23 protein-coding genes and 1 tRNA gene are annotated in these 20606 nt (G+C 62.8%); 12 read left to right on the forward strand and 12 right to left on the reverse strand.

The features are described 5' to 3' along the window. Positions 1-18: 18 nt before the first annotated feature. The 7 genes from E4L98_RS18490 to petA all read right to left on the reverse strand — a co-directional run bounded on the left by E4L98_RS18490 (position 19) and on the right by petA (position 5403). On the reverse strand, positions 19-1020 hold the full coding sequence (locus E4L98_RS18490; RefSeq protein WP_135203024.1) for a tyrosine-type recombinase/integrase: 1002 nt from the start codon (positions 1018-1020) through the stop codon (positions 19-21). A gap of 192 nt (positions 1021-1212) precedes the next feature. After that, positions 1213-1288: transfer RNA gene (locus E4L98_RS18495), tRNA-Thr, on the reverse strand. Positions 1289-1315: 27 nt separating this feature from the next. Continuing rightward, positions 1316-1786, reverse strand: a complete 471-nt coding sequence (locus E4L98_RS18500; RefSeq protein ID WP_135203025.1) for a ClpXP protease specificity-enhancing factor — start codon at positions 1784-1786, stop codon at positions 1316-1318. Between the two features lie 82 nt (positions 1787-1868). Next, positions 1869-2480, reverse strand: a complete 612-nt coding sequence (locus E4L98_RS18505; protein ID WP_072788101.1) for a glutathione S-transferase N-terminal domain-containing protein — start codon at positions 2478-2480, stop codon at positions 1869-1871. 113 nt (positions 2481-2593) lie between these two features. Then, on the reverse strand, positions 2594-3358 hold the full coding sequence (locus E4L98_RS18510; RefSeq protein ID WP_135203026.1) for a cytochrome c1: 765 nt from the start codon (positions 3356-3358) through the stop codon (positions 2594-2596). Positions 3359-3380: 22 nt separating this feature from the next. Beyond that, positions 3381-4793 (reverse strand): cytochrome b, encoded by a 1413-nt coding sequence (locus tag E4L98_RS18515; protein ID WP_135203027.1) that lies wholly within the window; start codon positions 4791-4793, stop codon positions 3381-3383. A gap of 1 nt (position 4794) precedes the next feature. Beyond that, complete coding sequence (gene petA / locus E4L98_RS18520) at positions 4795-5403, reverse strand: ubiquinol-cytochrome c reductase iron-sulfur subunit (RefSeq protein ID WP_135203028.1); 609 nt, start codon at positions 5401-5403, stop codon at positions 4795-4797. A 338-nt stretch (positions 5404-5741) separates the two neighbouring features. Here petA and mscL point away from each other — a divergent pair, with 338 nt between their 5' ends. Genes mscL through E4L98_RS18535 form a run of 3 tightly spaced genes read left to right on the forward strand, consistent with a single transcriptional unit; the run spans position 5742 to position 8074 of the window. Beyond that, positions 5742-6182: a large conductance mechanosensitive channel protein MscL gene (gene mscL, locus E4L98_RS18525; RefSeq protein WP_135203029.1), complete on the forward strand. Its 441-nt coding sequence runs from the start codon at positions 5742-5744 to the stop codon at positions 6180-6182. A 36-nt stretch (positions 6183-6218) separates the two neighbouring features. Continuing rightward, a complete protein-coding gene (locus E4L98_RS18530) occupies positions 6219-7379 on the forward strand; it encodes a trypsin-like peptidase domain-containing protein (RefSeq protein ID WP_135203030.1) in 1161 nt (386 codons plus the stop codon). 8 nt (positions 7380-7387) lie between these two features. Next, positions 7388-8074 (forward strand): DUF2461 domain-containing protein, encoded by a 687-nt coding sequence (locus E4L98_RS18535; protein WP_135203031.1) that lies wholly within the window; start codon positions 7388-7390, stop codon positions 8072-8074. A 92-nt stretch (positions 8075-8166) separates the two neighbouring features. Here E4L98_RS18535 and E4L98_RS18540 read toward each other — a convergent pair whose 3' ends face one another. The 5 genes from E4L98_RS18540 to E4L98_RS18560 all read right to left on the reverse strand — a co-directional run bounded on the left by E4L98_RS18540 (position 8167) and on the right by E4L98_RS18560 (position 11063). After that, positions 8167-9192: an NAD(P)H-dependent glycerol-3-phosphate dehydrogenase gene (locus E4L98_RS18540; protein WP_135203032.1), complete on the reverse strand. Its 1026-nt coding sequence runs from the start codon at positions 9190-9192 to the stop codon at positions 8167-8169. 40 nt (positions 9193-9232) lie between these two features. Next, positions 9233-9676 carry an SH3 domain-containing protein gene (locus E4L98_RS18545; RefSeq protein WP_135203033.1) on the reverse strand — a complete coding sequence of 148 codons (444 nt, stop codon included), beginning with the start codon at positions 9674-9676 and terminating at the stop codon, positions 9233-9235. 67 nt (positions 9677-9743) lie between these two features. After that, positions 9744-10217 (reverse strand): protein-export chaperone SecB, encoded by a 474-nt coding sequence (secB, locus tag E4L98_RS18550; protein ID WP_135203034.1) that lies wholly within the window; start codon positions 10215-10217, stop codon positions 9744-9746. Positions 10218-10389: 172 nt separating this feature from the next. Continuing rightward, positions 10390-10650 carry a glutaredoxin 3 gene (gene grxC, locus E4L98_RS18555; protein ID WP_135203035.1) on the reverse strand — a complete coding sequence of 87 codons (261 nt, stop codon included), beginning with the start codon at positions 10648-10650 and terminating at the stop codon, positions 10390-10392. A gap of 11 nt (positions 10651-10661) precedes the next feature. After that, positions 10662-11063 carry a rhodanese-like domain-containing protein gene (locus tag E4L98_RS18560; protein WP_135203036.1) on the reverse strand — a complete coding sequence of 134 codons (402 nt, stop codon included), beginning with the start codon at positions 11061-11063 and terminating at the stop codon, positions 10662-10664. A gap of 100 nt (positions 11064-11163) precedes the next feature. Here E4L98_RS18560 and gpmA point away from each other — a divergent pair, with 100 nt between their 5' ends. The 9 genes from gpmA (at position 11164) to E4L98_RS31195 (ending at position 20559) form a co-directional block, all read left to right on the forward strand. Further along, positions 11164-11910 carry a 2,3-diphosphoglycerate-dependent phosphoglycerate mutase gene (gpmA, locus tag E4L98_RS18565; RefSeq protein ID WP_135203037.1) on the forward strand — a complete coding sequence of 249 codons (747 nt, stop codon included), beginning with the start codon at positions 11164-11166 and terminating at the stop codon, positions 11908-11910. A 43-nt stretch (positions 11911-11953) separates the two neighbouring features. Next, positions 11954-13387 carry a murein hydrolase activator EnvC family protein gene (locus E4L98_RS18570; RefSeq protein ID WP_135203076.1) on the forward strand — a complete coding sequence of 478 codons (1434 nt, stop codon included), beginning with the start codon at positions 11954-11956 and terminating at the stop codon, positions 13385-13387. Between the two features lie 14 nt (positions 13388-13401). Beyond that, the gene (locus tag E4L98_RS18575) at positions 13402-14895 is read left to right on the forward strand and encodes a S41 family peptidase (RefSeq protein ID WP_135203038.1); all 1494 of its coding nucleotides are present in this window, start codon (positions 13402-13404) and stop codon (positions 14893-14895) included. A gap of 28 nt (positions 14896-14923) precedes the next feature. Continuing rightward, a complete protein-coding gene (locus E4L98_RS18580; RefSeq protein WP_135203039.1) occupies positions 14924-15685 on the forward strand; it encodes a HesA/MoeB/ThiF family protein in 762 nt (253 codons plus the stop codon). Next, complete coding sequence (locus tag E4L98_RS18585; protein WP_135203040.1) at positions 15682-17802, forward strand: amidohydrolase family protein; 2121 nt, start codon at positions 15682-15684, stop codon at positions 17800-17802. The genes E4L98_RS18580 and E4L98_RS18585 overlap by 4 nt, the downstream gene beginning before the upstream one ends. A gap of 132 nt (positions 17803-17934) precedes the next feature. After that, positions 17935-18378 carry a type II secretion system major pseudopilin GspG gene (gspG, locus tag E4L98_RS18590; protein WP_135203041.1) on the forward strand — a complete coding sequence of 148 codons (444 nt, stop codon included), beginning with the start codon at positions 17935-17937 and terminating at the stop codon, positions 18376-18378. A 20-nt stretch (positions 18379-18398) separates the two neighbouring features. Beyond that, complete coding sequence (gspH, locus tag E4L98_RS18595; protein ID WP_135203042.1) at positions 18399-18869, forward strand: type II secretion system minor pseudopilin GspH; 471 nt, start codon at positions 18399-18401, stop codon at positions 18867-18869. Positions 18870-18871: 2 nt separating this feature from the next. Continuing rightward, a complete protein-coding gene (gspI, locus tag E4L98_RS18600) occupies positions 18872-19249 on the forward strand; it encodes a type II secretion system minor pseudopilin GspI (protein WP_135203043.1) in 378 nt (125 codons plus the stop codon). Further along, positions 19246-20559 (forward strand): FimV/HubP family polar landmark protein, encoded by a 1314-nt coding sequence (locus tag E4L98_RS31195; protein WP_307722132.1) that lies wholly within the window; start codon positions 19246-19248, stop codon positions 20557-20559. The genes gspI and E4L98_RS31195 overlap by 4 nt, the downstream gene beginning before the upstream one ends. The last annotated feature ends 47 nt before the right edge of the window (positions 20560-20606 follow it).

A 20606-nucleotide genomic window follows, 5' to 3' on the forward strand; every position in this document is an offset into this window, starting at 1 on the left:
ATGTGCCAGATTCGAAACTTAGGCTTCTTTAAACACGTGCGATTCCCCCTGGACTTGTAATTTCTTTGCGATGTCTTCGGCGCTGGCGTTGTAGTAAGTCTGCAACTGCTTGATATCGTGGTGCCCGACCATTCGCGCCAATTCTAGAACATTCAGCTTGCCTGCAAGGCGCGTAATTGCTTCATGGCGGGTATCATGGAACGTTAGGCCTTCAATGTCGGCCCGCTTTCTCGCGGCACGAAACATGGCGTCCAGGGTTGCTGTTTTTATACCAAATCCGTCCGGAACCATTGCCCAGATCTCCATGGCGCGCGGCGATAACGCGACATTGCGCGGCAAGCCGTTTTTGGTCATCTTTAGGCGGGCGACACAGCCATTCACGTCGCCAGCGCGGAGTGCACAGATTTCGCCTGCACGCATGGCAGTTTCAATTGCGAAAAGGAAAGCCAGAGCGATTCGTTGCTGGACGGTTTCAGGCCGCGACAAGCTACCATCGTTGGGCCAGCGTAGGGCGATACAGATTCGATCAATCTCATCTTGGGTAATGCGACGGTCGCGGTGCGGTTTTGCTTTGGGACGGGCCACGTCTCTTGTTGGGTTCGTTGCCAGCCACTGCCACTCCTTGCGCGCTACGGAAAAGACGTGCGAAAGCAAATTCATCTCGCGGGTAACGGTGCCGCCTTGAACGCTGCGTAAACGCTCGTCGCGCCAGGCGGCGATATGGCATGACTTAAGTTCCGCCATAGTTATACGACCAAGGGACGATTCGGCCATCGCCGCAAGACGCCCGGCCTCCCAACGGTAGCCTCGCTTGTTTCGCGATACTTGCAGTTCGTATCGCCTGAATGCGTCTGCACAAGTTTTAGTAATACAAACAAGCACTCCAGAGCTGAGCGCGTTGCGTTGTTCGGCCTCCCAATTCAAAGCGGCGGCTTTGGTATCAAACGTTCCGGAGACCCGGACACCCTGGACCATGATGCGATGGCGCCACCGTTTGCCATCTTTGTACGGACTGGCCATGAGGAACCTCCTCTAGTCAAAGAAGGTTAGATTCGGGGAATTGGCAAAGGTTTTGGTAAATGATTGGAAAACAGTGGCTCAAAACGCCTTTTTTTACCTTACTTCTCCGCAAGCGAAGACGTAAAAAAACCCGGAGATCCCCTATGAAGAAGGCGATTTCCGGGTTTTTTGGGCGTTTCCAAAAACGCTATGTGGTGCCGGCTGCCGGTTTCGAACTGGCCACCTGATGATTACAAATCAACTGCTCTACCAAATGAGCTAAGCCGGCGTAAACTTGTACGGGGCGAATTATACGCTATTTAATACGCGTCAGAGTGGGGCGGCCGCCCTTTTTGGGCGGATCGGTGTCGTCGCCCGGCGTCTCGGCCGGTTCCGGCGATGCTGGCGGCGGTACGGCTGACAAGGCGGGCGCCGGGACACTGGGTTCCTCTTTCGGCGCCGCGGACGGCTGGCCCAGCTGCGGCTCGAAGGCCATGCCCTGGCCGTTCTCGTTGGCGTAGATCGCCATCACGTTGTTGACCGGGATGTAGATTTCGCGCGAAACGCCGCCGAAGCGGGCATGGAAACGGATGCTGTCGTTGTCCATCTTCAGGCCCGAGGTGGCGCCGAAGCTGATGTTGAGCACGATTTCACCCTTTTTCACGTATTCCATCGGCACCATGGTGCTGGCGTCGACTTTGACCGCGAGGTAGGGCGTATAGCCGCTGTCGGTGCACCATTCGTAGATGGCGCGCAGCAGGTACGGCTTGGTTGAGATTTCAGACATGGTCTTCCAGACTGCGGTAAAACACGGCGCGCCGCCGGCAAGTGCCGGCAAACGCGCCGCCATACTTCAACTAAATGCCCGATTAACGGCGCATGACCTTTTCCGACGGCGTCAGCGCCTCGATGTAGGCCGGACGCGAGAAGATGCGCTCGGCGTACTTCATCAGCGGCGCGGCGGTCTTCGACAGTTCGATGCCGTAGTGATCCAGACGCCACAGCAGCGGCGCCACCGCCACGTCCAGCATCGAGAATTCGTCGCCCAGCATGTACTTGTTCTTCAGGAACAGCGGCGCCAGGGTGGTCAGGCGGTCGCGGATTTCCGCGCGTGCCTTGTCGTGGCTCTTGTCGTTGCCCTTGGCGCGCTCGCTTTCCAGCGTGTGCACGTGGACGAACAGCTCTTTCTCGAAGTTGAACAGCATCAGGCGCGCGCGCGCGCGCATCAGCGGATCGGCCGGCATCAGCTGCGGATGCGGGAAACGCTCGTCGATGTATTCGTTGATGATGTTCGATTCGTACAGAATCAGTTCGCGTTCGACCAGGATCGGCACCTGACCATACGGATTCATGGTCGAGATATCTTCCGGCTTGTTAAACAAATCGACATCGCGCACTTCGAAGTCCATGCCTTTTTCAAACAGGACCAGGCGGCAGCGTTGCGAAAATGGGCAGGTCGTGCCCGAGTAGAGAACCATCATGTTTATCGTTCCTTAGAAGAACAAAAGGGGGTGGGCCGCGAACGGATCACCCCGAATCGATCGCCCGCCAACGCGGACATCGCAAAACAAGCGCCGCCAGGCGGCGCTCTCGACTATTTCACTTCTTTCCAGAACGACGCATTCAAGCGCCATGCCAGGAGGGCGAACACGGCCATGAAAATCACGACCAGGGCGCCCAATTTTTTGCGGGTCTGCGCTGCAGGTTCCGCCATCCACTCCATGTAGCCGACCAGGTCGGCAACGGCAGTGTCAAATTCAATCTTGTTTAGTTTACCCGGAGTGACCTGCTCAAATCCAGCAAACTGGTGAATCATTTTGCCGTGTTCGTGCGGATCGGGCACTTCTTCCATCTTCACCTTCTGAATTCCTTGCAATTCCCACAAGACATGCGGCATCGCCACATTGTTGACGACCAGGTTGTTCCAGCCGGTCGGCCGGGTGTCGTCCTTGTAGAAGGTGCGCAGATAGGTGTACAGGTAGTCACTGCCGCTGCCGGCGCCAGACGCTTTCGCGCGCTTGATGACGGACAGGTCGGGCGGCACCACCCCGAACCAGGCTTTCGCGTCTTTCGGGTTCATGCTGGTGACCATCATTTCGCCGACCTTCTCGCCGGTAAACAGCAAGTTGGCTTTGATCTGCTCCTCGCTCAAGCCCAGGTCCCGCAGGCGGTTGTAGCGCATGGAGGACGCATTATGACAGTTTAGGCAGTAATTGACGAACAGTTTGGCGCCGTGCTGCAGCGCCGCCATGTTATTCGAACGGTCCGGCGCCTTCTCCAGGGCGACGCCGCCCTCGTTGGCCAGGGCCAGGCCAGGTAACAATGCCAGAATGGCAAGCACACGTTTCGGGAATTTCATCTGTTGTCCTTTTTGTACTTTATCAATGGCCGTGGTAGACGACGCGGTCCGGAACCTTCTTGAACGTGCCCATGGCGCTCCACCATGGCATGAACAGGAAGAAACTAAAGTACAGCAGGGTGCAGACTTGCGAAACGATGGTGCGGCCTTCGGTAGGCGGCAGGGTGCCCAGGTAGCCCAGGGTCAGGAACGACAGGAAGAACACGGCGTACACGTACTTGTGCCAGCTTGGACGGTAGCGGATCGATTTCACCGGCGACTTGTCCAGCCACGGCAGGAAGGCCAGGATCACCACCGAGGAGCCGAAGAACACCACGCCCCAGAATTTCGCGTCCAGCACCTGCGGCAGCATGCCGATGATGGCCACCAGCGCGATCACGGCGATGATGGTCTTGGTCAGGCTGGCCAGCCGCGACTTCAGCCACACGAACACCACGTAGGCGGCCACGAAGAACATCAGCACCCACATGAAGTCGGCGGTGGTGGCGCGCAGCACCGAGTAGAACGCGGTGAAGTACCAGGTCGGCGCGATGTGCAGCGGGGTCTTCAGCGAGTCGCCGGGCAGGAAGTTGTTGTACTCGAGGAAGTAGCCGCCCATTTCCGGCGCGAAGAACACCACCGCGCTGAAGATCAGCAGGAACACCGACACGCCGAACAGGTCGTGCACCGTGTAATACGGATGCGACGGGATGGAATCGACCGGGTGGCCGTCCGGACCCAGGTTTTCCTTGACCTCGATGCCGTCCGGATTGCTCGAGCCGACTTCGTGCAGCGCGATCAGGTGGGCCGCCACCAGACCCAGCAGCACCAGCGGGATCGCGATCACGTGGAAGGCGAAGAAGCGGTTCAGGGTGGCGTCGGACACCACGTAGTCGCCGCGTATCCACAGCGACAGGTCCGGGCCGATCAGCGGAATCGCGCCGAACAGGTTGACGATCACCTGCGCGCCCCAGTACGACATCTGGCCCCATGGCAGGAGGTAGCCGAAGAAGGCTTCGGCCATCAGGCACAGGAAGATGGCAAAGCCGAACAGCCAGATCAGTTCACGCGGTTTGCGGTAAGAACCGTACAGAAGACCGCGTGTCATGTGCAGATAGACGATGATGAAGAACGATGAGGCTCCGGTCGAGTGCATATAGCGCACCAGCCAGCCCCACGGCACTTCGCGCATGATGTATTCGACCGAGCCGAAGGCCAGGTTGGCGTCCGGCTTGTAGTGCATGGTCAGGAAGATGCCGGTGACGATCTGCAGCACCAGCACCAGCATCGCCAGCGAGCCGAAGATGTACCAGAAATTGAAGTTTTTCGGGGCGTAGTATTTGCCCCATTGATCATTCCACAGCTTGGAGAGCGGGAAGCGGTCATCGATCCAGCCCACGGCTTTTTGTGCGGCCGGCGCATCGGCCGGGAATTTTGTCTCCTTGAATGCCCCCATCTTATGCCTCGCCTTTCTCGTCTTTGCCAATGACCAGCTTGGTGTCGCTCAAAAACATGTAGCGCGGAACTTGCAGATTGTCCGGCGCGGGTTTGTTCTTAAATACACGGCCAGCCATGTCGAAAGTCGAGCCATGGCAAGGGCAGAGGAAGCCGCCTTCCCAGTCGTCCGGCAGCGAGGGCTGGGGGCCCGGCGTGAACTTGGACGAGGGCGAGCAGCCCAGGTGCGTACAGATGCCGACCGCCACCATCAGTTCCGGCTTGCGCGAGCGCCATTCGTTGCGGGCGTATTCGGGGGTGAATTCGTCGGGATTGCGTTTGGAGTCGGCGTCGGCGACCTTGCCGTCGGTTTTCTTCAGCGACGCCACCATTTCCGGCGTGCGCTTGATGATCCAGACCGGCTTGCCGCGCCATTCGACGGTTTTCATTTCGCCGGGATTCAGGGTGGAAATATCGACTTCCACCGGCGCGCCGGCTGCTTTCGCGCGTTCGGAGGGCTGGAAGGTGCTTACCAAAGCCCCAGCCGTGGCCAGACCTACAACGCCGCCCGCCGCGCCGGTCGCAACCAGCAAACCACGGCGGCCGGAATCGACCTGCTTTTCGTTACTCATACAAACCCCAATCAGTCAAAGTGCGAACAAAATCCCGGGAACTGTAGAACAAAACTGAAAACTTGCTGAAGCACGAAATCCAGCAACCTTACCTTAGAAGGTATGCCAGATGCAACTCTAATCACCAACGTTGCTCGATGCCCAAGTTTTGGCTGTTCACACCGCCCCGGTGCGATGATATGGGTTAGGGCCATGAGCGGAAATTGATGTAGGTCAATTTATAGCGTAATTCGGCTTGCAAATGCGTAAATAGCAACCGTGTTTGGAATCCAATTGAAAAAATAGTATGATCCAGAGGCAGTTTTGTTCACAAATGACCACACCGAAGGGGCCGACACATGTCGATGATGAAGGAATTTAAAGAATTCGCGATGAAGGGCAATGTGGTCGATTTGGCGGTCGGCGTGATCATCGGCGGCGCCTTCGGCAAGATCGTCGATTCGCTGGTGGCCGACATCATCATGCCGCCCATCGGCAAGCTGTTCGGCGGCCTGGATTTCGCCAACTACTACATCCCGCTGAACGGCCAGGCGCCCAACCTGAGCCTGGCGGAAGCGAAAAAACTGGGCGCCGTGTTCGCGTACGGGAATTTTGCTACCATCTTGTTGAACTTCATCATCCTGGCGTTCGTGATCTTCCAGATGGTGCGGCTGATGAACAAGGCGCGTAACCTGGGCCACAAGCAGGAAGCGGCCGCCGCGGCCGCCGAGCCGCCGCCACCGCCGCCGGAAGACATCGTGCTGCTGCGTGAAATTCGCGATTCCCTGAAACACAAATAATTGATCGCCGCCCCGAAGGCGGCAGGCTGGACTTGGATGCGACGACTGTGGTTATTGTTTGCGCAAACGGTGACCGTCGTACTGGCACTGTATTTCGTCTACATGGCGGTAGGCCGCGAACGGCCGGCGCCGGTGCGCGTGCAGCAGATGGGCAATACCGACCATCCGGCCGCCATGCTGGAGGCCGGGCCGGCCAAGCCGCCGGCGTCGGCGGTGGGGTCGTACCGGGCGGCGGCGGCGCGCGCCATGCCGGCGGTGGTCAACATCATCACCAGCAAGCGGCCCAAGCGCGGCAAGCATCCGCTGCTGCGCGATCCCTTCTTTAAAAAGTTCTTCGGCGACCGCGACGAGGATGCAGATGACGAGTCCAGCCTGGGCTCGGGCGTGATCGTCTCCGGTCAGGGCTATATCCTGACCAACAACCACGTGGTCGAGGCGGCCGACGAGATCGAGGTGGTGCTGGCCGACGGCCGCAAGGCCGCCGCCAAGCTGGTCGGCACCGATCCCGAAACCGACCTGGCGGTGATCAAGATCAGCCTGGAAAAACTGCCGGTGATCGTGCTGGGCCAGGCCGAGCAGGCGCAGGTCGGCGACGTGGTGCTGGCGATCGGCAACCCGTTCGGCGTCGGCCAGACGGTGACCATGGGCATCATCTCCGCGCTGGGACGCAACAACCTGCACATCAACCATTTCGAGAATTTCATCCAGACCGACGCGGCGATCAACTTCGGCAACTCGGGCGGGGCGCTGGTCGATGCCAGCGGCAACCTGCTGGGCATCAACTCGGCCATCTATTCGCAGAGCGGCGGCTCGGTCGGCATCGGCTTCGCCATTCCCGTCTCGACCGCCAAGAATGTGATGGAAGCCATCATCAAGACCGGCCACGTGGTGCGCGGCTGGATCGGCGTGGAAACCCAGGAGATCACGCCCGAGCTGGCCAGCAGCTTCGGCCTGCAGCGCCAGAGCGGCGCCATCATCGCCGGCGTGGTGCGCAACGGCCCGGCCGACAAGGGCGGCATCAAGCCGGGCGACATCTTGATCTCGGTCGACAACCAGCCGGTGACCGACACCAACACCATGCTCAACCTGATCGCCCAACTGGTTCCTGGCGGAAAAGCTAAAATGGTGGTCCTGCGTAAAAACAAGGAAACCACGCTGGACATCACGGTCGGCAAGCGGCCGGCCAACGCCAAATAAGGAACTCCATGCATCTGCGTGATCTGACCCAATACCTGCGTGAACTGGCGGACAACAACAACCGTCCCTGGTTCATCATGAACAAGCCGCGCTACGACATCCTGCGCGAAGAATTTCTGCAAGTGGTGACCGAGATGATTGCCGAGCTGGGCAAATTCGACGCCCAGGTCAAATTCAGCAATCCGAAAAAAGCCATGTTCCGCATCAACCGCGACGTGCGCTTCGCCCATGACAAGAGCCCGTACAAGACGCGCTTCTCGGCCGCGGTGGCGCCGAACGACATGCGCCGTCCCAGCAAGGCGGGCGGCCCGACCTACTACATGCAGATCGACGGCACGGGCCGGCTGCTGTTCGGCGCCGGCGAATACATGCCGCCGCCGCACCGGCTGAAAGCGCTGCGCCGCCACCTGGTCGAGGACGCGGCCGGCTTCCGCAAGGTATTGAAGAACAAGAAACTGGTGGCGACCTACGGCGACATCCAGAACGAAGGCAAGTTGCAGCGGCCGCCGAAGGGCTTCGACCCCGAGCACGAGCACATCGAATACATCAAGCTGAAGAGCTTCTTCATCTGGACCGAGGTGGACCTGCCGCTGAACCAGCCGGAAAAACTGGTGCCCATCCTGGCCGCCGGCCTGAAAGACGCCTATCCGCTGGTGGAATGGATGCGCGCCGCCAGAGAAGACGAGGAAGCATAATCCGGGGTCAGGTCTTCCATGGCGTCACGAACCCAACCGTAAGCGTGCTTACGGTTGGGTTCGTGACGCAATGGAAGACCTGACCCCGGAGTTTATTCGTCGCGGGGATCGCGCGAGAGCAGGCGGGCGACCATCGCCTGCGGCTGGTCGCCGTCGAACAGCACGCCAGCCACGGCGTTGGTGATCGGCATGTCGACGCCGACCCGCGCCGCCAGTTCGCGTACCGCCTTGGAACACGGCACGCCTTCGGCCACGTGGCCCAGTTCCTGCACGATGACGTCCAGCGGCTTGCCTTGCGCCAAGCCCAGGCCGACGCGGCGGTTGCGCGACAGGTCGCCGGTGCACGTCAAAATCAGGTCGCCCATGCCGGTCAGACCCATGAAGGTTTCGGTCTGGCCGCCCAACGCCACGCCCAGGCGGGTGATTTCCGCCAGGCCACGCGTGATCAGCGCGGCGCGCGCGTTCAGGCCCAGGCCCAGGCCATCGGCGGCGCCGGTGGCGATCGCCAGCACGTTTTTCACCGCGCCGCCCACTTCGACGCCGACCAGGTCGTCGCTCGAGTAGACCCGCAGGTTGCCGCCGTGGACGATGTCGACCACGCGGGCGCGCAGTTCGGCCGAGTCGGAAGCGATGGTCAGCGCGCATGGCAGGCCTTTCGCCACCTCCTGTGCGAACGAGGGACCGGACAGGGCGCCGCCGGGCACCGCGTCGCCCAGCACTGCGCGCACGATCTGGTGCGGCAGCAGGCCGGTTTCGTATTCAAAGCCTTTGCACAACCACACCACGTTGGGGATGGCGCGCCCCTTCAGCTGCTGCAGCAGCGGGCGCAAGCCGGCCACCGGGCAGGCGGCGATCAGCAGGCTGCCCGGTTCGGCCACGTGGGCCAGGGCGGCGTCGAAGTCGGCGGCGATTTGCAGGCCCGGCGGAAACGGATGGCCGGGCAGGTAGCCGGTGTTTTCGCGCGCGGCCGCCATCTGTTGCAGCGCGGCCGCGTCGCGGCCCCACAGCAGCACCTCATGACGGTGCGCCAGGGCGATGGCCACGGCCGTGCCCCAGGCGCCGGCGCCGAGCACGCTCACTTTGCGGGCGGTGCCCGCAGCATTGCTTGTATCTTGCATGGGATCTCATCCGGCGCGTGGGGAGGCGCCGCTACGGCAATTATATGCCCCAGACTTCGGAATTCTTGACGTAACCGACCAGCCCGTCACGGTGACGTACCTTGATCCAGCCGCCATTGGCGCTGTCGGCCACTTCCAGCAGCACGCCCTTGTCGGCGGTGAACACGGCGGCGGCGCTGTCGTCCGGATTGGCGCGGACTTTCAGGTTGGCCATCTTGACGATGACGTTGCGCTTGGCGCTCAGGCCCTTGGCCTCGGTCCAGGCCAGTTCACCGGACACGTCGCGCACTTTCAGCCATTCGCCATAGGCCAGCACCACTTCCAGCGGCGCGCCGCGCGGCACGACAAACAGCTTGCCGCCCTTGGTGGAGGGGGCGTCGTACAGGATCACGGGATTGGCGCCCACCGTCTTGAAGTCGTATGCCTGGCTGGCGGCAGCGGCCAGCGTCATGGTCAGTGCGGCGATCCAACGGGGAAATGTCATGGCTTACCTTGAGGTGAAACAACCGCCGGGTGCGGGCCCGGCGGCATCGAGCTGTTGCGGCAGCAGCTTAGTGGGTCGCGTCTGGCGCAGGCGCGTTGGCGGCAGCCTCGGCGATCGCCTGTTGGCGCTGCTGGTAGAAGGCTTCGAAGTTGATCTCGGCCAGGTGGACCGGCGGGAAGCCGGCGCGGGTGATGACGTCGGCGATGTTCGAACGCAGGTATGGGTACACGATGTTCGGGCAGCCGATGCCCAGCAGCGGGTCCAGCTGCTCAGCAGGAATGTTGCGGGCTTCAAAGATGCCGGCTTGCTTGCCTTCAACCAGGAAGGCAACCTTGTCCTTGACCTTGGCGGTGACGGTGATGGTCACGGTCGATTCGAACACGCCGTCCGCCAGCGGCTCGGCGCCGACGTCCAGGGCCACTTCGATGGTTGGCGCTTCTTGTTCCAGGAAGATCGCTGGCGAGTTAGGTTGTTCCAGCGACAGATCTTTCAGGTAGACGCGTTGGATTTGAAATACTGGTTGCAGATTTTCTTCAGACATGGAGCGCTTTCGTGATGTGAAAACGAGCGGCCTATATGGCTATAAGCCGCCCAGGATGATGTTTTGCTTGGTAAGGCCAGAACACAGCGCAAATCAAACGCGAGGGCAATTGTATCAAAACCATCATGGTTTTAAAGGCTTTCACCTGCCCCGCGTTGTATTATGTGGGCTGTTAGCCATTTAACAAGGGGGACAGGCCGCCCGCTTGATCCAGCGCATACAAATCGTCGAAACCGCCGACATGGGTGTCGCCGATATAGATTTGCGGCACGGTGCGGCGGCCGGTTTTCTGCATCATCACGACGCGCTGTTCCGGGTCGAGGTCGACGCGGATCTTCTTCAGGCCGGTCACGCCCTTGGCTTCCAGCAGGCGCTCGGCGCGCACGCAGTATGGGCAGACGGCGGTGGTGTACATGGTTACTTCGGTCGTCATAACGTTCTCCTTTACTTGGCCAGTGGCAGGCCGGCTTTTTGCCATGCGGCAATGCCGCCTTCCAGATTGACCACGTCGCCGAAGCCGGCCTTGGCCAGTTTGGCGGCGGCGGCCGAAGCGCGGGCGCCGGTCTTGCATACCACGATGACACTCTGATTCTTGAACTTATTCAGTTCGCTAATTCGCTTATCGAGGTCGGCCAGAGGAATGTTGCGGGCTTCCGGCAGGTGGCCTTCGGCGAATTCCTTGGCGTCGCGCACGTCCAGCACCGTCGCCTTGCCGCGGTTGATCAGCATGGTGACGTCCTGCGGGCTGCCGCGTTTGCCGCGCTGGGTCAGCGACGGCCACAGCAGCGCACCGCCCGAAACCAGCACGATGGCAATCAAGAAAATATTGTCAATGAAGAATTTCACAGGATTCCAATGGTTGAACTTAATCTGCGCATTATAAAATAGAAGCTGTAAGCGTACTCAAAGCACCGGTTTTCCAACTTTTCCTGAAAAGATAGTCCTCATGTACAAAATCGTTTTCATGCGCCACGGCGAATCCACCTGGAACCTGTCGAACCGTTTCACCGGCTGGACCGACGTCGATCTGACCGAAAAGGGCATCAATGAAGCCAAGCAGGCCGGCAAGCTGCTGAAGGAAGGCGGCTACACCTTCGACCTGGCGTACACCTCGGTGCTGAAGCGCGCCGTGCGCACGCTGTGGCTGGCGCTGGACGAGATGGACATGATGTATCTGCCGATCAAGAACGACTGGCGCCTGAACGAGCGTCACTACGGCGCCCTGCAGGGCCTGGACAAGGCCGAGACCGCCGCCAAGTACGGCGACCAGCAAGTGCTGGTCTGGCGCCGCAGCTACGACACGCCGCCGCCGGCGCTGGAGCCGACCGACGACCGCGCCTCGTTCAACGATCCGCGTTACGCCGGCCTGCGCAAAGAACAGATCCCGCTGACCGAGTGCCTGAAAGACACCGTGGCACGCGTGGTGCCGGCCTGGGACGAGGAGATCGCCCCGGCCATCCGCGCCGGCAAGAAGATCATCATCTCGGCCCACGGCAACAGCCTGCGCGCGCTGATCAAGATGCTGGACGGCATCAGCGACGACGACATCGTCGGTCTGAACATTCCGAACGGCACCCCGCTGGTGTACGAGCTGGACGAGAACCTGAAGCCGATCCGCCACTACTACCTGGGCGACGCCGACGCCATCGCCGCCGCCCAGGCCGCCGTGGCCAACCAGGGCAAGGCCAAGTAATTTGTCGCGATCTTCGTACCGCCGCGTGGCAGCGCTGCTGCTGATGTTGTCGCTGGGCGCGCAGGCCGCTCCCTTCGCCAGGGTGACTGAGCGCAGCAAACAGAAAGCTGCCGCCGAGGCCGAGCGCGCCGGCCTGCAGCAAAAGCTGAGCGCGCTCAAAAAGGACATCAGCAAGACCGAAAGCGCCAAGGATGACGCGGCCGATACCCTGGCCGAGTCGGAAGAGGCGATTTCGGACGCCAACCGCGCGCTGCGCGACCTGCAGCAGGAGCAGGCCGACACCAACGTCAAGCTGCAGCAGCTGTCGTCCGAGCACGACCGGCTGGCGGCCACGGTCGCCCAGCAGAAACAGCAGCTGGCCAAGCTGCTGCGCGAGCAGTACGTGGCCGGCAACGAAGACCGCATCAAGCTGCTGCTGTCCGGCGACAATCCCAACCGCATCAACCGCGATCTGCAAATGCTGGCCTATGTGTCGCAGGCCCAGGCGCGGCTGCTGGAAGCGCTGCGCGGCAATCTCAAGGCCGTCGAGGTCAACCAGGAGCAGGCGCAGAACGCCAAGGACGAGCTGACGGAAATCGCCGACGAGCAGCTGCAACAGAAAGCCAGACTGGAACAGGAAAAGGCCCGCCGCGCCGCGCTGCTGGCCAATCTGTCCAGGAAGCTGGTGGCGCAGCGCAAGGAAGCCGGCAGCCTGGAGCGAGACGAACAGCGCATCACCGGCCTGGTCGACAAGCTCAACAAGCTGATCGCCGAGCAGGCCGCCGCCGCCGCGGCCGAGAAGAAACGCCAGGAACAGCTGGCCGCCGCGCGCGCCGCCAAGGCCAAGGCCGAGGCGGAAGCGCGCGCGCTGGCCAAGGCCAAAGCGGCCGAAGCCGAGCGCCAGCGCCTGGCCGCGGCCAAGGCCAACCACGGCAAGTCCGGCACCATCAAGCCGGCCGCGCCGGCGCCGAATCCGGCCGACGCCATCGACAACGACGAGCCGCCGAAAGTGGCGGCCGTGAAGCCGGCCCCGGTTCCGCAGGAGGAATCGCCGCCGCCGGCCAAGGCGGCCGACATCGCGCTGGCGCCCGCCGCGCCGGCCGGCGCCTTCGCCAGCCTGAAAGGGCAGCTGCGCGCGCCGGTCGCCGGCAAGGTGATGGCGAAGTTCGGCACCAAGCGCGGCGACGGTCCCAGCTGGAAGGGCGTGTTCATCCGCGCCGCCGAGGGCACCGACATCCACGCCATCGCCGCCGGCCGCGTGGTGTTTGCCGAGTGGCTGCGCGGCTTCGGCAACCTGATCATCGTCGATCACGGCGGCCAGTACATGAGCATTTATGGCAATAACCAGTCGCTGCTCAAACGGGCCGGCGACATCGTCAAGCCCGGCGACGCCATCGCCAGCGCCGGCAACAGCGGCGGCAACGAGGAATCGGGGCTATACTTTGAACTTCGCCATCAGGGCGCGCCATTCGACCCCTCCGGGTGGGTCAAGTTTTAAGGTCTGCGGAAAATATGGGCAACAAAGTCAAGAGCATCGGCCTGATCGGCCTCGGTATGGTGGCTGGTGTTGCCGCCTCCTTCCAGTTTTCCGCCATCGCGCAAAAGGTCGGCGGCGCGCCGCTGCCGCTGGAAGAACTGCGCCAGCTGTCCGACGTGTTCGGCCTGATCAAGTCGGACTACGTCGAAAACGTCGACGACAAGAAGCTGCTGACCGAAGCCATCTCCGGCATGGTCTCCTCGCTGGACCCGCATTCGGTCTACCTGGACAAGAAGGCGTTCCGCGAAATGCGCGAGACCGTGGCCGGCAGATTCGTCGGCATCGGCGTGGAAGTCGGCCTGGAAGACGGCTACATCAAGGTGGTGTCGCCGATCGAGGATACGCCGGCGTTCAAGGCCGGCATCAAGGCGGGCGACCTGATCACCCGCATCGACGGCACCCTGATCAAGGGCATGTCGCTCGACGAATCCGTGAAGAAGATGCGCGGCGAGCCGCACTCCAAGGTCAGCGTCACCATCAGCCGCAAGGACGAGGACAAACCGCTGGTGTTTAACATCACGCGCGAGGAAATCCGCGTGCAGAGCGTCAAGGCCAAGATCATCGAGCCGGGTTATGCGTGGGTGCGCATTTCGCAGTTCCAGGAGCCGACCGTCGAGGACATGGCCAAAAAGATCACCGCGCTGTACCAGCAGGACCCGCACATCAAGGGTCTGGTGCTGGACCTGCGCAATGATCCGGGCGGCGTGGTCCCCGGCGCGATCGGCGTCTCGGCCGCCTTCCTGCCCAGGGATACGGTGATCGTCTCCACCAACGGCCAACTGCCGACTTCCAAGGAGACCTTCTACGGCCGCCAGGAATTCTACGCGCCGCGCGCCAAGAACGACCCGCTGGCCAAGCTGCCGGCCGCGCTGAAGGAGGTGCCGATGGTGGTGCTGGTGAATGCCGGTTCCGCTTCCGCATCGGAGATCGTGGCCGGCGCGCTGCAGGACTACAAGCGCGCCACCATCATGGGTGCGCAGACCTTCGGCAAAGGTTCGGTGCAGACCCTGCGCCAACTGACCGCCGATACAGCCGTCAAGCTGACCACCGCGCGCTACTACACGCCGAAGAACCGCGCCATCCAGGCACGCGGCATCACGCCGGATCTGCTGGTCGATGAAACGGCCGAAGGCGGCGACCTGGATCGTCTGCGCGTGCGCGAGGCCGACCTGCAGCGCCACCTGGGCAACGACAAGGACCCGGACGGCGAAGCCAAGGCCGCCGCGCGCGACGTGCTGGAAGACGAACAGCGCCTGGCCGCCGCCGCGAAGAAATCCAAGCCGGTCGAATTCGGCTCCAAAGAGGACTTCCAGTTGGCGCAGGCCATCAACCACTTCAAGGGCCTGCCGGTGCTGCTGTCCAAGGCGGAAGCCAAACCGGCCAGCGACGTCGGCGAAACCAAGTCGGATTCGCTGCCCAAGGCGGGCGACAAGCAACCCGCCTTGCAGCCGCCGGTGAAATCCAAATAACGGCCGGCGCCAGCCGCCGCACAGAGAGATGAACGACTCCCAACTGCTGCGCTATTCGCGCCACATCCTGCTCGACGAAATCGGCATCGAAGGCCAGCAAAAGCTGCTGGACGCGCACGCGCTGGTGATCGGCGCCGGCGGCCTCGGTTCGCCGGCCGCCATGTTCCTGGCCTCGGCCGGCGTCGGCCGCATCACGCTGGTCGACGACGACCATGTCGACCTGACCAACCTGCAGCGCCAGATCGCCCACAGCACCGAACGCGTGGGCCAGCCCAAGGCCGAATCGGCGCGCCGGACGCTATTGCAGATCAATCCGGAAATTGCCGTCACCGCGCTGGTCGAACGCGTCGACGATGCGCGCCTGGCCGCGCTGGTGGCGGACGCCGACGTGGTGCTCGACTGTACCGACAACTTCGCCACCCGGCACGCCGTCAACCGCGCCTGCGTGGCCGCCGGCAAGCCGCTGGTATCGGGCGCCGTGATCCGCTTCGATGGCCAGATCAGCGTGTTCGATCCGCGCGGCGGACAGCCCTGCTATTCCTGCCTGTTCCCGCAGGATCAGCAGTTCGAGGACGTGGCCTGTTCCACCATGGGCGTGTTCGCGCCGCTGGTGGGCGTGGTCGGCGCCATGCAGGCGGCCGAGGCGCTCAAGCTGCTGATGAGGATCGGCAAGCCGCTGGCCGGCCGGCTGATGATGCTGGACGGGCTGCACATGGAATGGACCACAATAGGCGTCGGCCGCAACGATGCGTGCCCGGTCTGCGCCGCCAAAACCAGGGAGAATAAATGAAACGACTCGCCGTCTTGCCGCTGGCCTTGGCCATGGCCTTCAGCGCCCATGCCGCCAGCACCACCAGATATCTGATCATCTCGGAAAACGCCGGCAAGCAGATCGGCCAGCAGATCGTCGAGCATCGGGACGATGGCATGACCAAGGTAAGCTTTACCTACAAGGACAATGGCCGCGGTCCGGAATTGACCGAGCAGTTCCGCCTGGGCGCGGACGGCACCATGACCGAATATGCGGTCAAGGGCAATTCCACCTTCGGCGCGGTGGTCGACGAGCGCTTCACACGCAGGGGCGATCACGCCGAGTGGAAGTCCACCAGCGAGCAGGGCGAGAAGATCGTCAGCGGTGCGGCCGCCTATCTGCCGCTGAACAGCTCTTTTGAAGTGCAGTCGGTGGCGATTGCCGCGCTGTCCAAAGCGGCCGACGGCAAGCTGGCGCTGCTGCCATCGGGCACGCTGTCGCAGAGCGAACTGGATAAAGTCGAAGTCGCCGGCCCGAATGGTCAGAAGCAGACCGTGCGCCTGCTGGCGCAGACCGGCGTCGGCCTGTCGCCATCGTTTTACTGGGCCACCGAAGGCGCCAACCCGCGCCTGTTCGGCGTGATCATCCCCGGCTTCGGCAATATGCTGGAAGAGGGCTGGCAACCGGCCGCCAAGCTGCTGGCCGAGCGCCAGAAAATCGCCGAGCAGAAGATGCTGACCGATGTCGCCAACCGGCTGCAGCATCCGCTGAGCGGCCTGACGGTGGTGCGCAACGCGCGCATCTTCGACAGCGACAAGGCCACAGTCGGGCAGCCGTCCGACATCTACGTGCTGCGCGGCCGTATCACCGCCGTGCTGCCGGCCGGCGCGCCGGTGCGCGAGGCGGACAACACCATCGACGCCGCCGGCCGCATCGTGCTGCCTGGCCTGTTCGACCTGCACGGCCACGTGGACCGCTGGTCCGGCGCGCTGAACATGTCGGCCGGCGTCACCAGCGTGCGCGACATGGGCAACGACAATCACCAGCTGCAGGCCATGCTGGACGAAACCGCGGCCGGCAAGCTGCTGGCGCCACAGGTGGTGCCGGCCGGCTTCCTGGAAGGCGAGAGCCCTTTCAGCGCCAACAACGGCTTCGTCATCAAGGACCTGCAGGGCGCCAAGGACGCCATCGACTGGTACGCGGAGCGCGGCTACCCGCAACTGAAGATCTATAACTCCTTCCCGAAAGCGATCCTCAAGGACACCGTGGCCTATGCCCACAGCCGCGGCATGCGCGTCTCCGGCCACATCCCGGCCGGCCTGCGCGCGCAGGAAGCGCTGGACGCCGGCTATGACGAGATCCAGCACATCAACCAGGTGATGCTGAACTTCCTGGCCAAGCCGGACACCGAAACCCGCAATCTGAACCGCTTCGTGCTGCCGGCCGAAAAAGTGGCGGACCTGGATTTCAACTCCAAACCGGTCAAAGACTTCGTCGCCTACCTGGCGAAAAAGCAGATTTCCATCGACCCGACCATGGCCACCTTCGCCTTCCTCAAGCAGCGCGATGGCGACATCAACGAGCCATACGCCTCGGTGGCGTCGCACATGCCGCCGGACGTGGCGCGCGGCTTCGCAGTCGGCACCATGAAGATCGACGGCGATGCGCAGCTCAAGCGTTACGAGAAGTCCTACGCCAAGATGGTGCAGTTCGTCGGCATCATGTACAAGGCGGGCGTGCCGATCGTCGCCGGCACCGACGATATTCCCGGCTTCACCCTGCATTCCGAGCTGGCGCTGCTGGTCAAGGCCGGCCTGACGCCGGCCCAGGCGCTGCAGGTCGCCACCCGCAACGGCGCGCGCTACACCCGCACCAGCAATGAGCGCGGCAGCATCGTGCCGGGCAAGCTGGCCGATATCGTGCTGGTGGACGGCGACCCCACCAAGCACATCGAGGACGTGCGCAAGGTATCGGCCGTGATCACGCGCGGCTACGTGATTTATCCGTCTGAGATCGATGCCACGCTGGGCATCGCGCCGTTCGTGACGGCCGCGCCGCAAGTAATTAAAACCTCAACGCCGGTGGCGGGTATCTACGGCGGCAGCAACGACGGTGCCCGCGCCCGCATTGACACGACGGCACGAAAACGCGATTGAAGGGTAAGTCCTTGTAAAGAAACGGTCATATTAAGAGCCCTTTAAGCGCCAAAGCCGATAAATCACGGTCAAAAGTCGCCTTGGCCGTGATTCCGCCTTATACTCTGCACTCTTTTTATCAGTTGCCAAATTATGAAAAAGCTTTCCCTCCGCACGCGCGTACAACGCGGCTTCACCCTGATCGAAATCATGGTGGTGGTGGTGATCATGGGCGTGCTGGCCGCACTGGTCGTGCCCAAGCTGCTGAGCCGCACCGGCGAATCGAAGATCGCCGCCGCCAAGGTCGATATCGCCACCATCATGCAGGCGCTGAAGCTGTACAAGCTGGATAACCAGCGTTACCCGACCACCGAGCAGGGCCTGCAGGCGCTGCTGGAAAAGCCGACCGCCGGCCCGGCCGCCAATGGCTGGAAAGCGGGCGGTTATCTGGAGAAGATGCCGAAAGACCCATGGGGCAACCCGTATCAATACCTGTATCCGGGCGTGAAGGGTGAACTCGACGTGTTCTCCTACGGCGCCGACGGCCAGCCGGGCGGCACCGGCGACGATGCCGACATCGGTTCCTGGGAAAACTGATCGACAAGGAAGCGGCAATCATGGACACCGGCCAGCGTGGCTTCACGCTGATCGAACTACTGGTGGTGATGGTCATCCTGGGCATCACACTGGGGCTGGTGTCGCTCAACGCCATGCCGGGACAGAAGCAGGCCATGCAGCAGGATGCGCAGCGCATCGCCCTGCTGCTGCAGCTGGCGCGCGACGAGGCGATCGTGCGCAACCGCCAGATCGCCTTTGAAGCCGGCAGCGACAGCTATCACTTCCTGGTCCGTAACGACAACAAGCAGTGGGAAACGCTGACCGGCGACGACATGCTGCGCGAGCGCGAATTCAAGCAAGGCCCGGTGACGCTGATGCTGGACCCGCCGCCGGCGCTGCCGGACGCCACGCTGCGCATCGTCTTCGGCCGCGAGCCGGTCGACAAACCCTTTGCCCTGACCCTGGCCGGCAGCGACGGCAGCAGCGTCATCATCCGCGCCGACGGCATCGGCCATTTCACGGTGGATTGAAGATGCGGCCATCGTTCAAATCGTCGCGCGGTTTCACGCTGCTGGAGGTGCTGGTGGCGCTGGTCATCGTCGGCACCGCGCTGGGCGCCTCGCTGCGCGCGGTCGGCAGCCTGACCGCCAACAGCGACGGCCTGCGCGCCAACATGATGGCCACCTGGTCGGCCGAGAACCGGCTGGTGCAGATGCGGCTCTCGCGCGTGTTCCCGCCGGTCGGCAAGACCACCTACGAATGCCCGCAGGGCGACATGCAGCTGATGTGCGAGGAAGAAGTCATCCCCAGCCCCAATCCGCGCTTCCGCCGCGTGGAGGTGAGTGTGTATGCAGCGGACCATCCGGAACGGCGCATCATCAAGCTGGTGCAACTGGTGCTGAACTCATGAAGCAGCGCGGCTTTACCCTGATCGAACTGCTGGTGGCGATTTCCATCCTGGCCATCGTCGCGGTGCTGGGCTGGCGCGGGCTGGATGGCATCATCCGTTCGCGCACCGCGCTGACCGGGCAGATGGAACAGACGCGCGGCCTGCAGCTGGCGTTCGCGCAGATGCAGAGCGATTGCGCCAACCTGGCCTCGTCCTCGCTGCTGCGCAACCGCGCCTTCATCCAGGCCGAGGACAACCGCATCACGCTGGTGCGCATGACGCTGGCCGAGAACGAGCCGACGCGTCTGCAGGTGGTTTCCTACCGCGTGCGCGACGGCGTGTTGACGCGGCGCGAATCGGCGCCCACCCGCGACCTGCTGCAGCTGGATGCCTTGTGGCAGGCGGCCCTGAACGATACCGACCCCGCCGCCAGCGTGCCGCTGCAATCGGGCGTGCAGGCCATGAACATGCGCATGTGGGTGCCGACCGCCAACGGCGCGGCGGCCGCCGCCACGCCCGATTTCGGCAGCGATTTCGGCAATACCTTCGCGCCATCCGAGCCGCCGGCGCCCGCCCCCGCACTGGATGTGGATCTGAGCCAGGATAATGCGCCGGTGCCGGTGCCGGCGCCGCTGCCGGTGGTGACCGAGGACTTCATGGCCGATTTCAACGCCGAGCAGGACACGGCCCTGCCGCCGGCGGCAGATGCCTCGGTGTCGCCGGCCTCGGTGGCCCAGGACAACCTGATGGACTTCGATCTGGACGGGCTGAATTTCGAGCCGCCAGCCCCGGCCCCCGCGGCGGAAACGGCGGCGGTCCCAGCCCCGGCCGATGATATGGGCCTGGACTTCGGTCTCGATTTGCCGGCCAGCGCCGCGGCCACGCCTCTGCCGGCCGCCGAGCCGGCAGAGGTGACCGATCCGCTCGATCTCGATCTGGCCGGCTTCGACATCCCCGAGGTGCCGGCCCTGACCGAGCCGCCGAAGGAAGAGCCGGCACCGCTGGACTTCGACACCAGCCTGGAGCTGCCGGAAGAAGTCAGCGCCGCCGCAGCCGCACCGGCCCCGGCGCCGGCTGAATTCGACCTGTCGGGCATCGACCTGGACCTGGACAGCACGCTGGGCGGCAACGCCTTCGCCGCCGACACGCCGGCCGCTGGCGAGCCGCTGTCGGCCCACCACATGGAAATGGACACCAAGCTCGATCTGGCCGTGGCCTACCAGGAAATCGGCGACAAGGAAGGCGCGCGCGAGCTGCTGGATGAGGTCATCCGCGGCGGCAATCCCGAGCAGGTCGGCAAGGCCAACGCCATGAAGGCCCAACTGGCATAAAAGCCTGCCGTTATATAATGTCCGATTCAGACTCATAAGATTGGGCA

Source organism: Duganella callida (assembly GCF_004614165.1).
In the GTDB taxonomy this organism is placed as follows: Bacteria; Pseudomonadota; Gammaproteobacteria; order Burkholderiales; family Burkholderiaceae_D; genus Rugamonas; species Rugamonas callida.

What these genes read in the sequence shown, in the direction of transcription:
- E4L98_RS18490 (WP_135203024.1), bottom strand. Translation starts at nt 1,020, where the DNA reads ATGGCCAGTCCGTACAAAGATGGCAAACGGTGGCGCCATCGCATCATG.
- E4L98_RS18500 (WP_135203025.1), bottom strand. Translation starts at nt 1,786, where the DNA reads ATGTCTGAAATCTCAACCAAGCCGTACCTGCTGCGCGCCATCTACGAA.
- E4L98_RS18505 (WP_072788101.1), bottom strand. Translation starts at nt 2,480, where the DNA reads ATGATGGTTCTCTACTCGGGCACGACCTGCCCATTTTCGCAACGCTGC.
- E4L98_RS18510 (WP_135203026.1), bottom strand. Translation starts at nt 3,358, where the DNA reads ATGAAATTCCCGAAACGTGTGCTTGCCATTCTGGCATTGTTACCTGGC.
- E4L98_RS18515 (WP_135203027.1), bottom strand. Translation starts at nt 4,793, where the DNA reads ATGGGGGCATTCAAGGAGACAAAATTCCCGGCCGATGCGCCGGCCGCA.
- petA (WP_135203028.1), bottom strand. Translation starts at nt 5,403, where the DNA reads ATGAGTAACGAAAAGCAGGTCGATTCCGGCCGCCGTGGTTTGCTGGTT.
- mscL (WP_135203029.1), top strand. Translation starts at nt 5,742, where the DNA reads ATGTCGATGATGAAGGAATTTAAAGAATTCGCGATGAAGGGCAATGTG.
- E4L98_RS18530 (WP_135203030.1), top strand. Translation starts at nt 6,219, where the DNA reads ATGCGACGACTGTGGTTATTGTTTGCGCAAACGGTGACCGTCGTACTG.
- E4L98_RS18535 (WP_135203031.1), top strand. Translation starts at nt 7,388, where the DNA reads ATGCATCTGCGTGATCTGACCCAATACCTGCGTGAACTGGCGGACAAC.
- E4L98_RS18540 (WP_135203032.1), bottom strand. Translation starts at nt 9,192, where the DNA reads ATGCAAGATACAAGCAATGCTGCGGGCACCGCCCGCAAAGTGAGCGTG.
- E4L98_RS18545 (WP_135203033.1), bottom strand. Translation starts at nt 9,676, where the DNA reads ATGACATTTCCCCGTTGGATCGCCGCACTGACCATGACGCTGGCCGCT.
- secB (WP_135203034.1), bottom strand. Translation starts at nt 10,217, where the DNA reads ATGTCTGAAGAAAATCTGCAACCAGTATTTCAAATCCAACGCGTCTAC.
- grxC (WP_135203035.1), bottom strand. Translation starts at nt 10,650, where the DNA reads ATGACGACCGAAGTAACCATGTACACCACCGCCGTCTGCCCATACTGC.
- gpmA (WP_135203037.1), top strand. Translation starts at nt 11,164, where the DNA reads ATGTACAAAATCGTTTTCATGCGCCACGGCGAATCCACCTGGAACCTG.
- E4L98_RS18570 (WP_135203076.1), top strand. Translation starts at nt 11,954, where the DNA reads ATGTTGTCGCTGGGCGCGCAGGCCGCTCCCTTCGCCAGGGTGACTGAG.
- E4L98_RS18575 (WP_135203038.1), top strand. Translation starts at nt 13,402, where the DNA reads ATGGGCAACAAAGTCAAGAGCATCGGCCTGATCGGCCTCGGTATGGTG.
- E4L98_RS18580 (WP_135203039.1), top strand. Translation starts at nt 14,924, where the DNA reads ATGAACGACTCCCAACTGCTGCGCTATTCGCGCCACATCCTGCTCGAC.
- E4L98_RS18585 (WP_135203040.1), top strand. Translation starts at nt 15,682, where the DNA reads ATGAAACGACTCGCCGTCTTGCCGCTGGCCTTGGCCATGGCCTTCAGC.
- gspG (WP_135203041.1), top strand. Translation starts at nt 17,935, where the DNA reads ATGAAAAAGCTTTCCCTCCGCACGCGCGTACAACGCGGCTTCACCCTG.
- gspH (WP_135203042.1), top strand. Translation starts at nt 18,399, where the DNA reads ATGGACACCGGCCAGCGTGGCTTCACGCTGATCGAACTACTGGTGGTG.
- gspI (WP_135203043.1), top strand. Translation starts at nt 18,872, where the DNA reads ATGCGGCCATCGTTCAAATCGTCGCGCGGTTTCACGCTGCTGGAGGTG.
- E4L98_RS31195 (WP_307722132.1), top strand. Translation starts at nt 19,246, where the DNA reads ATGAAGCAGCGCGGCTTTACCCTGATCGAACTGCTGGTGGCGATTTCC.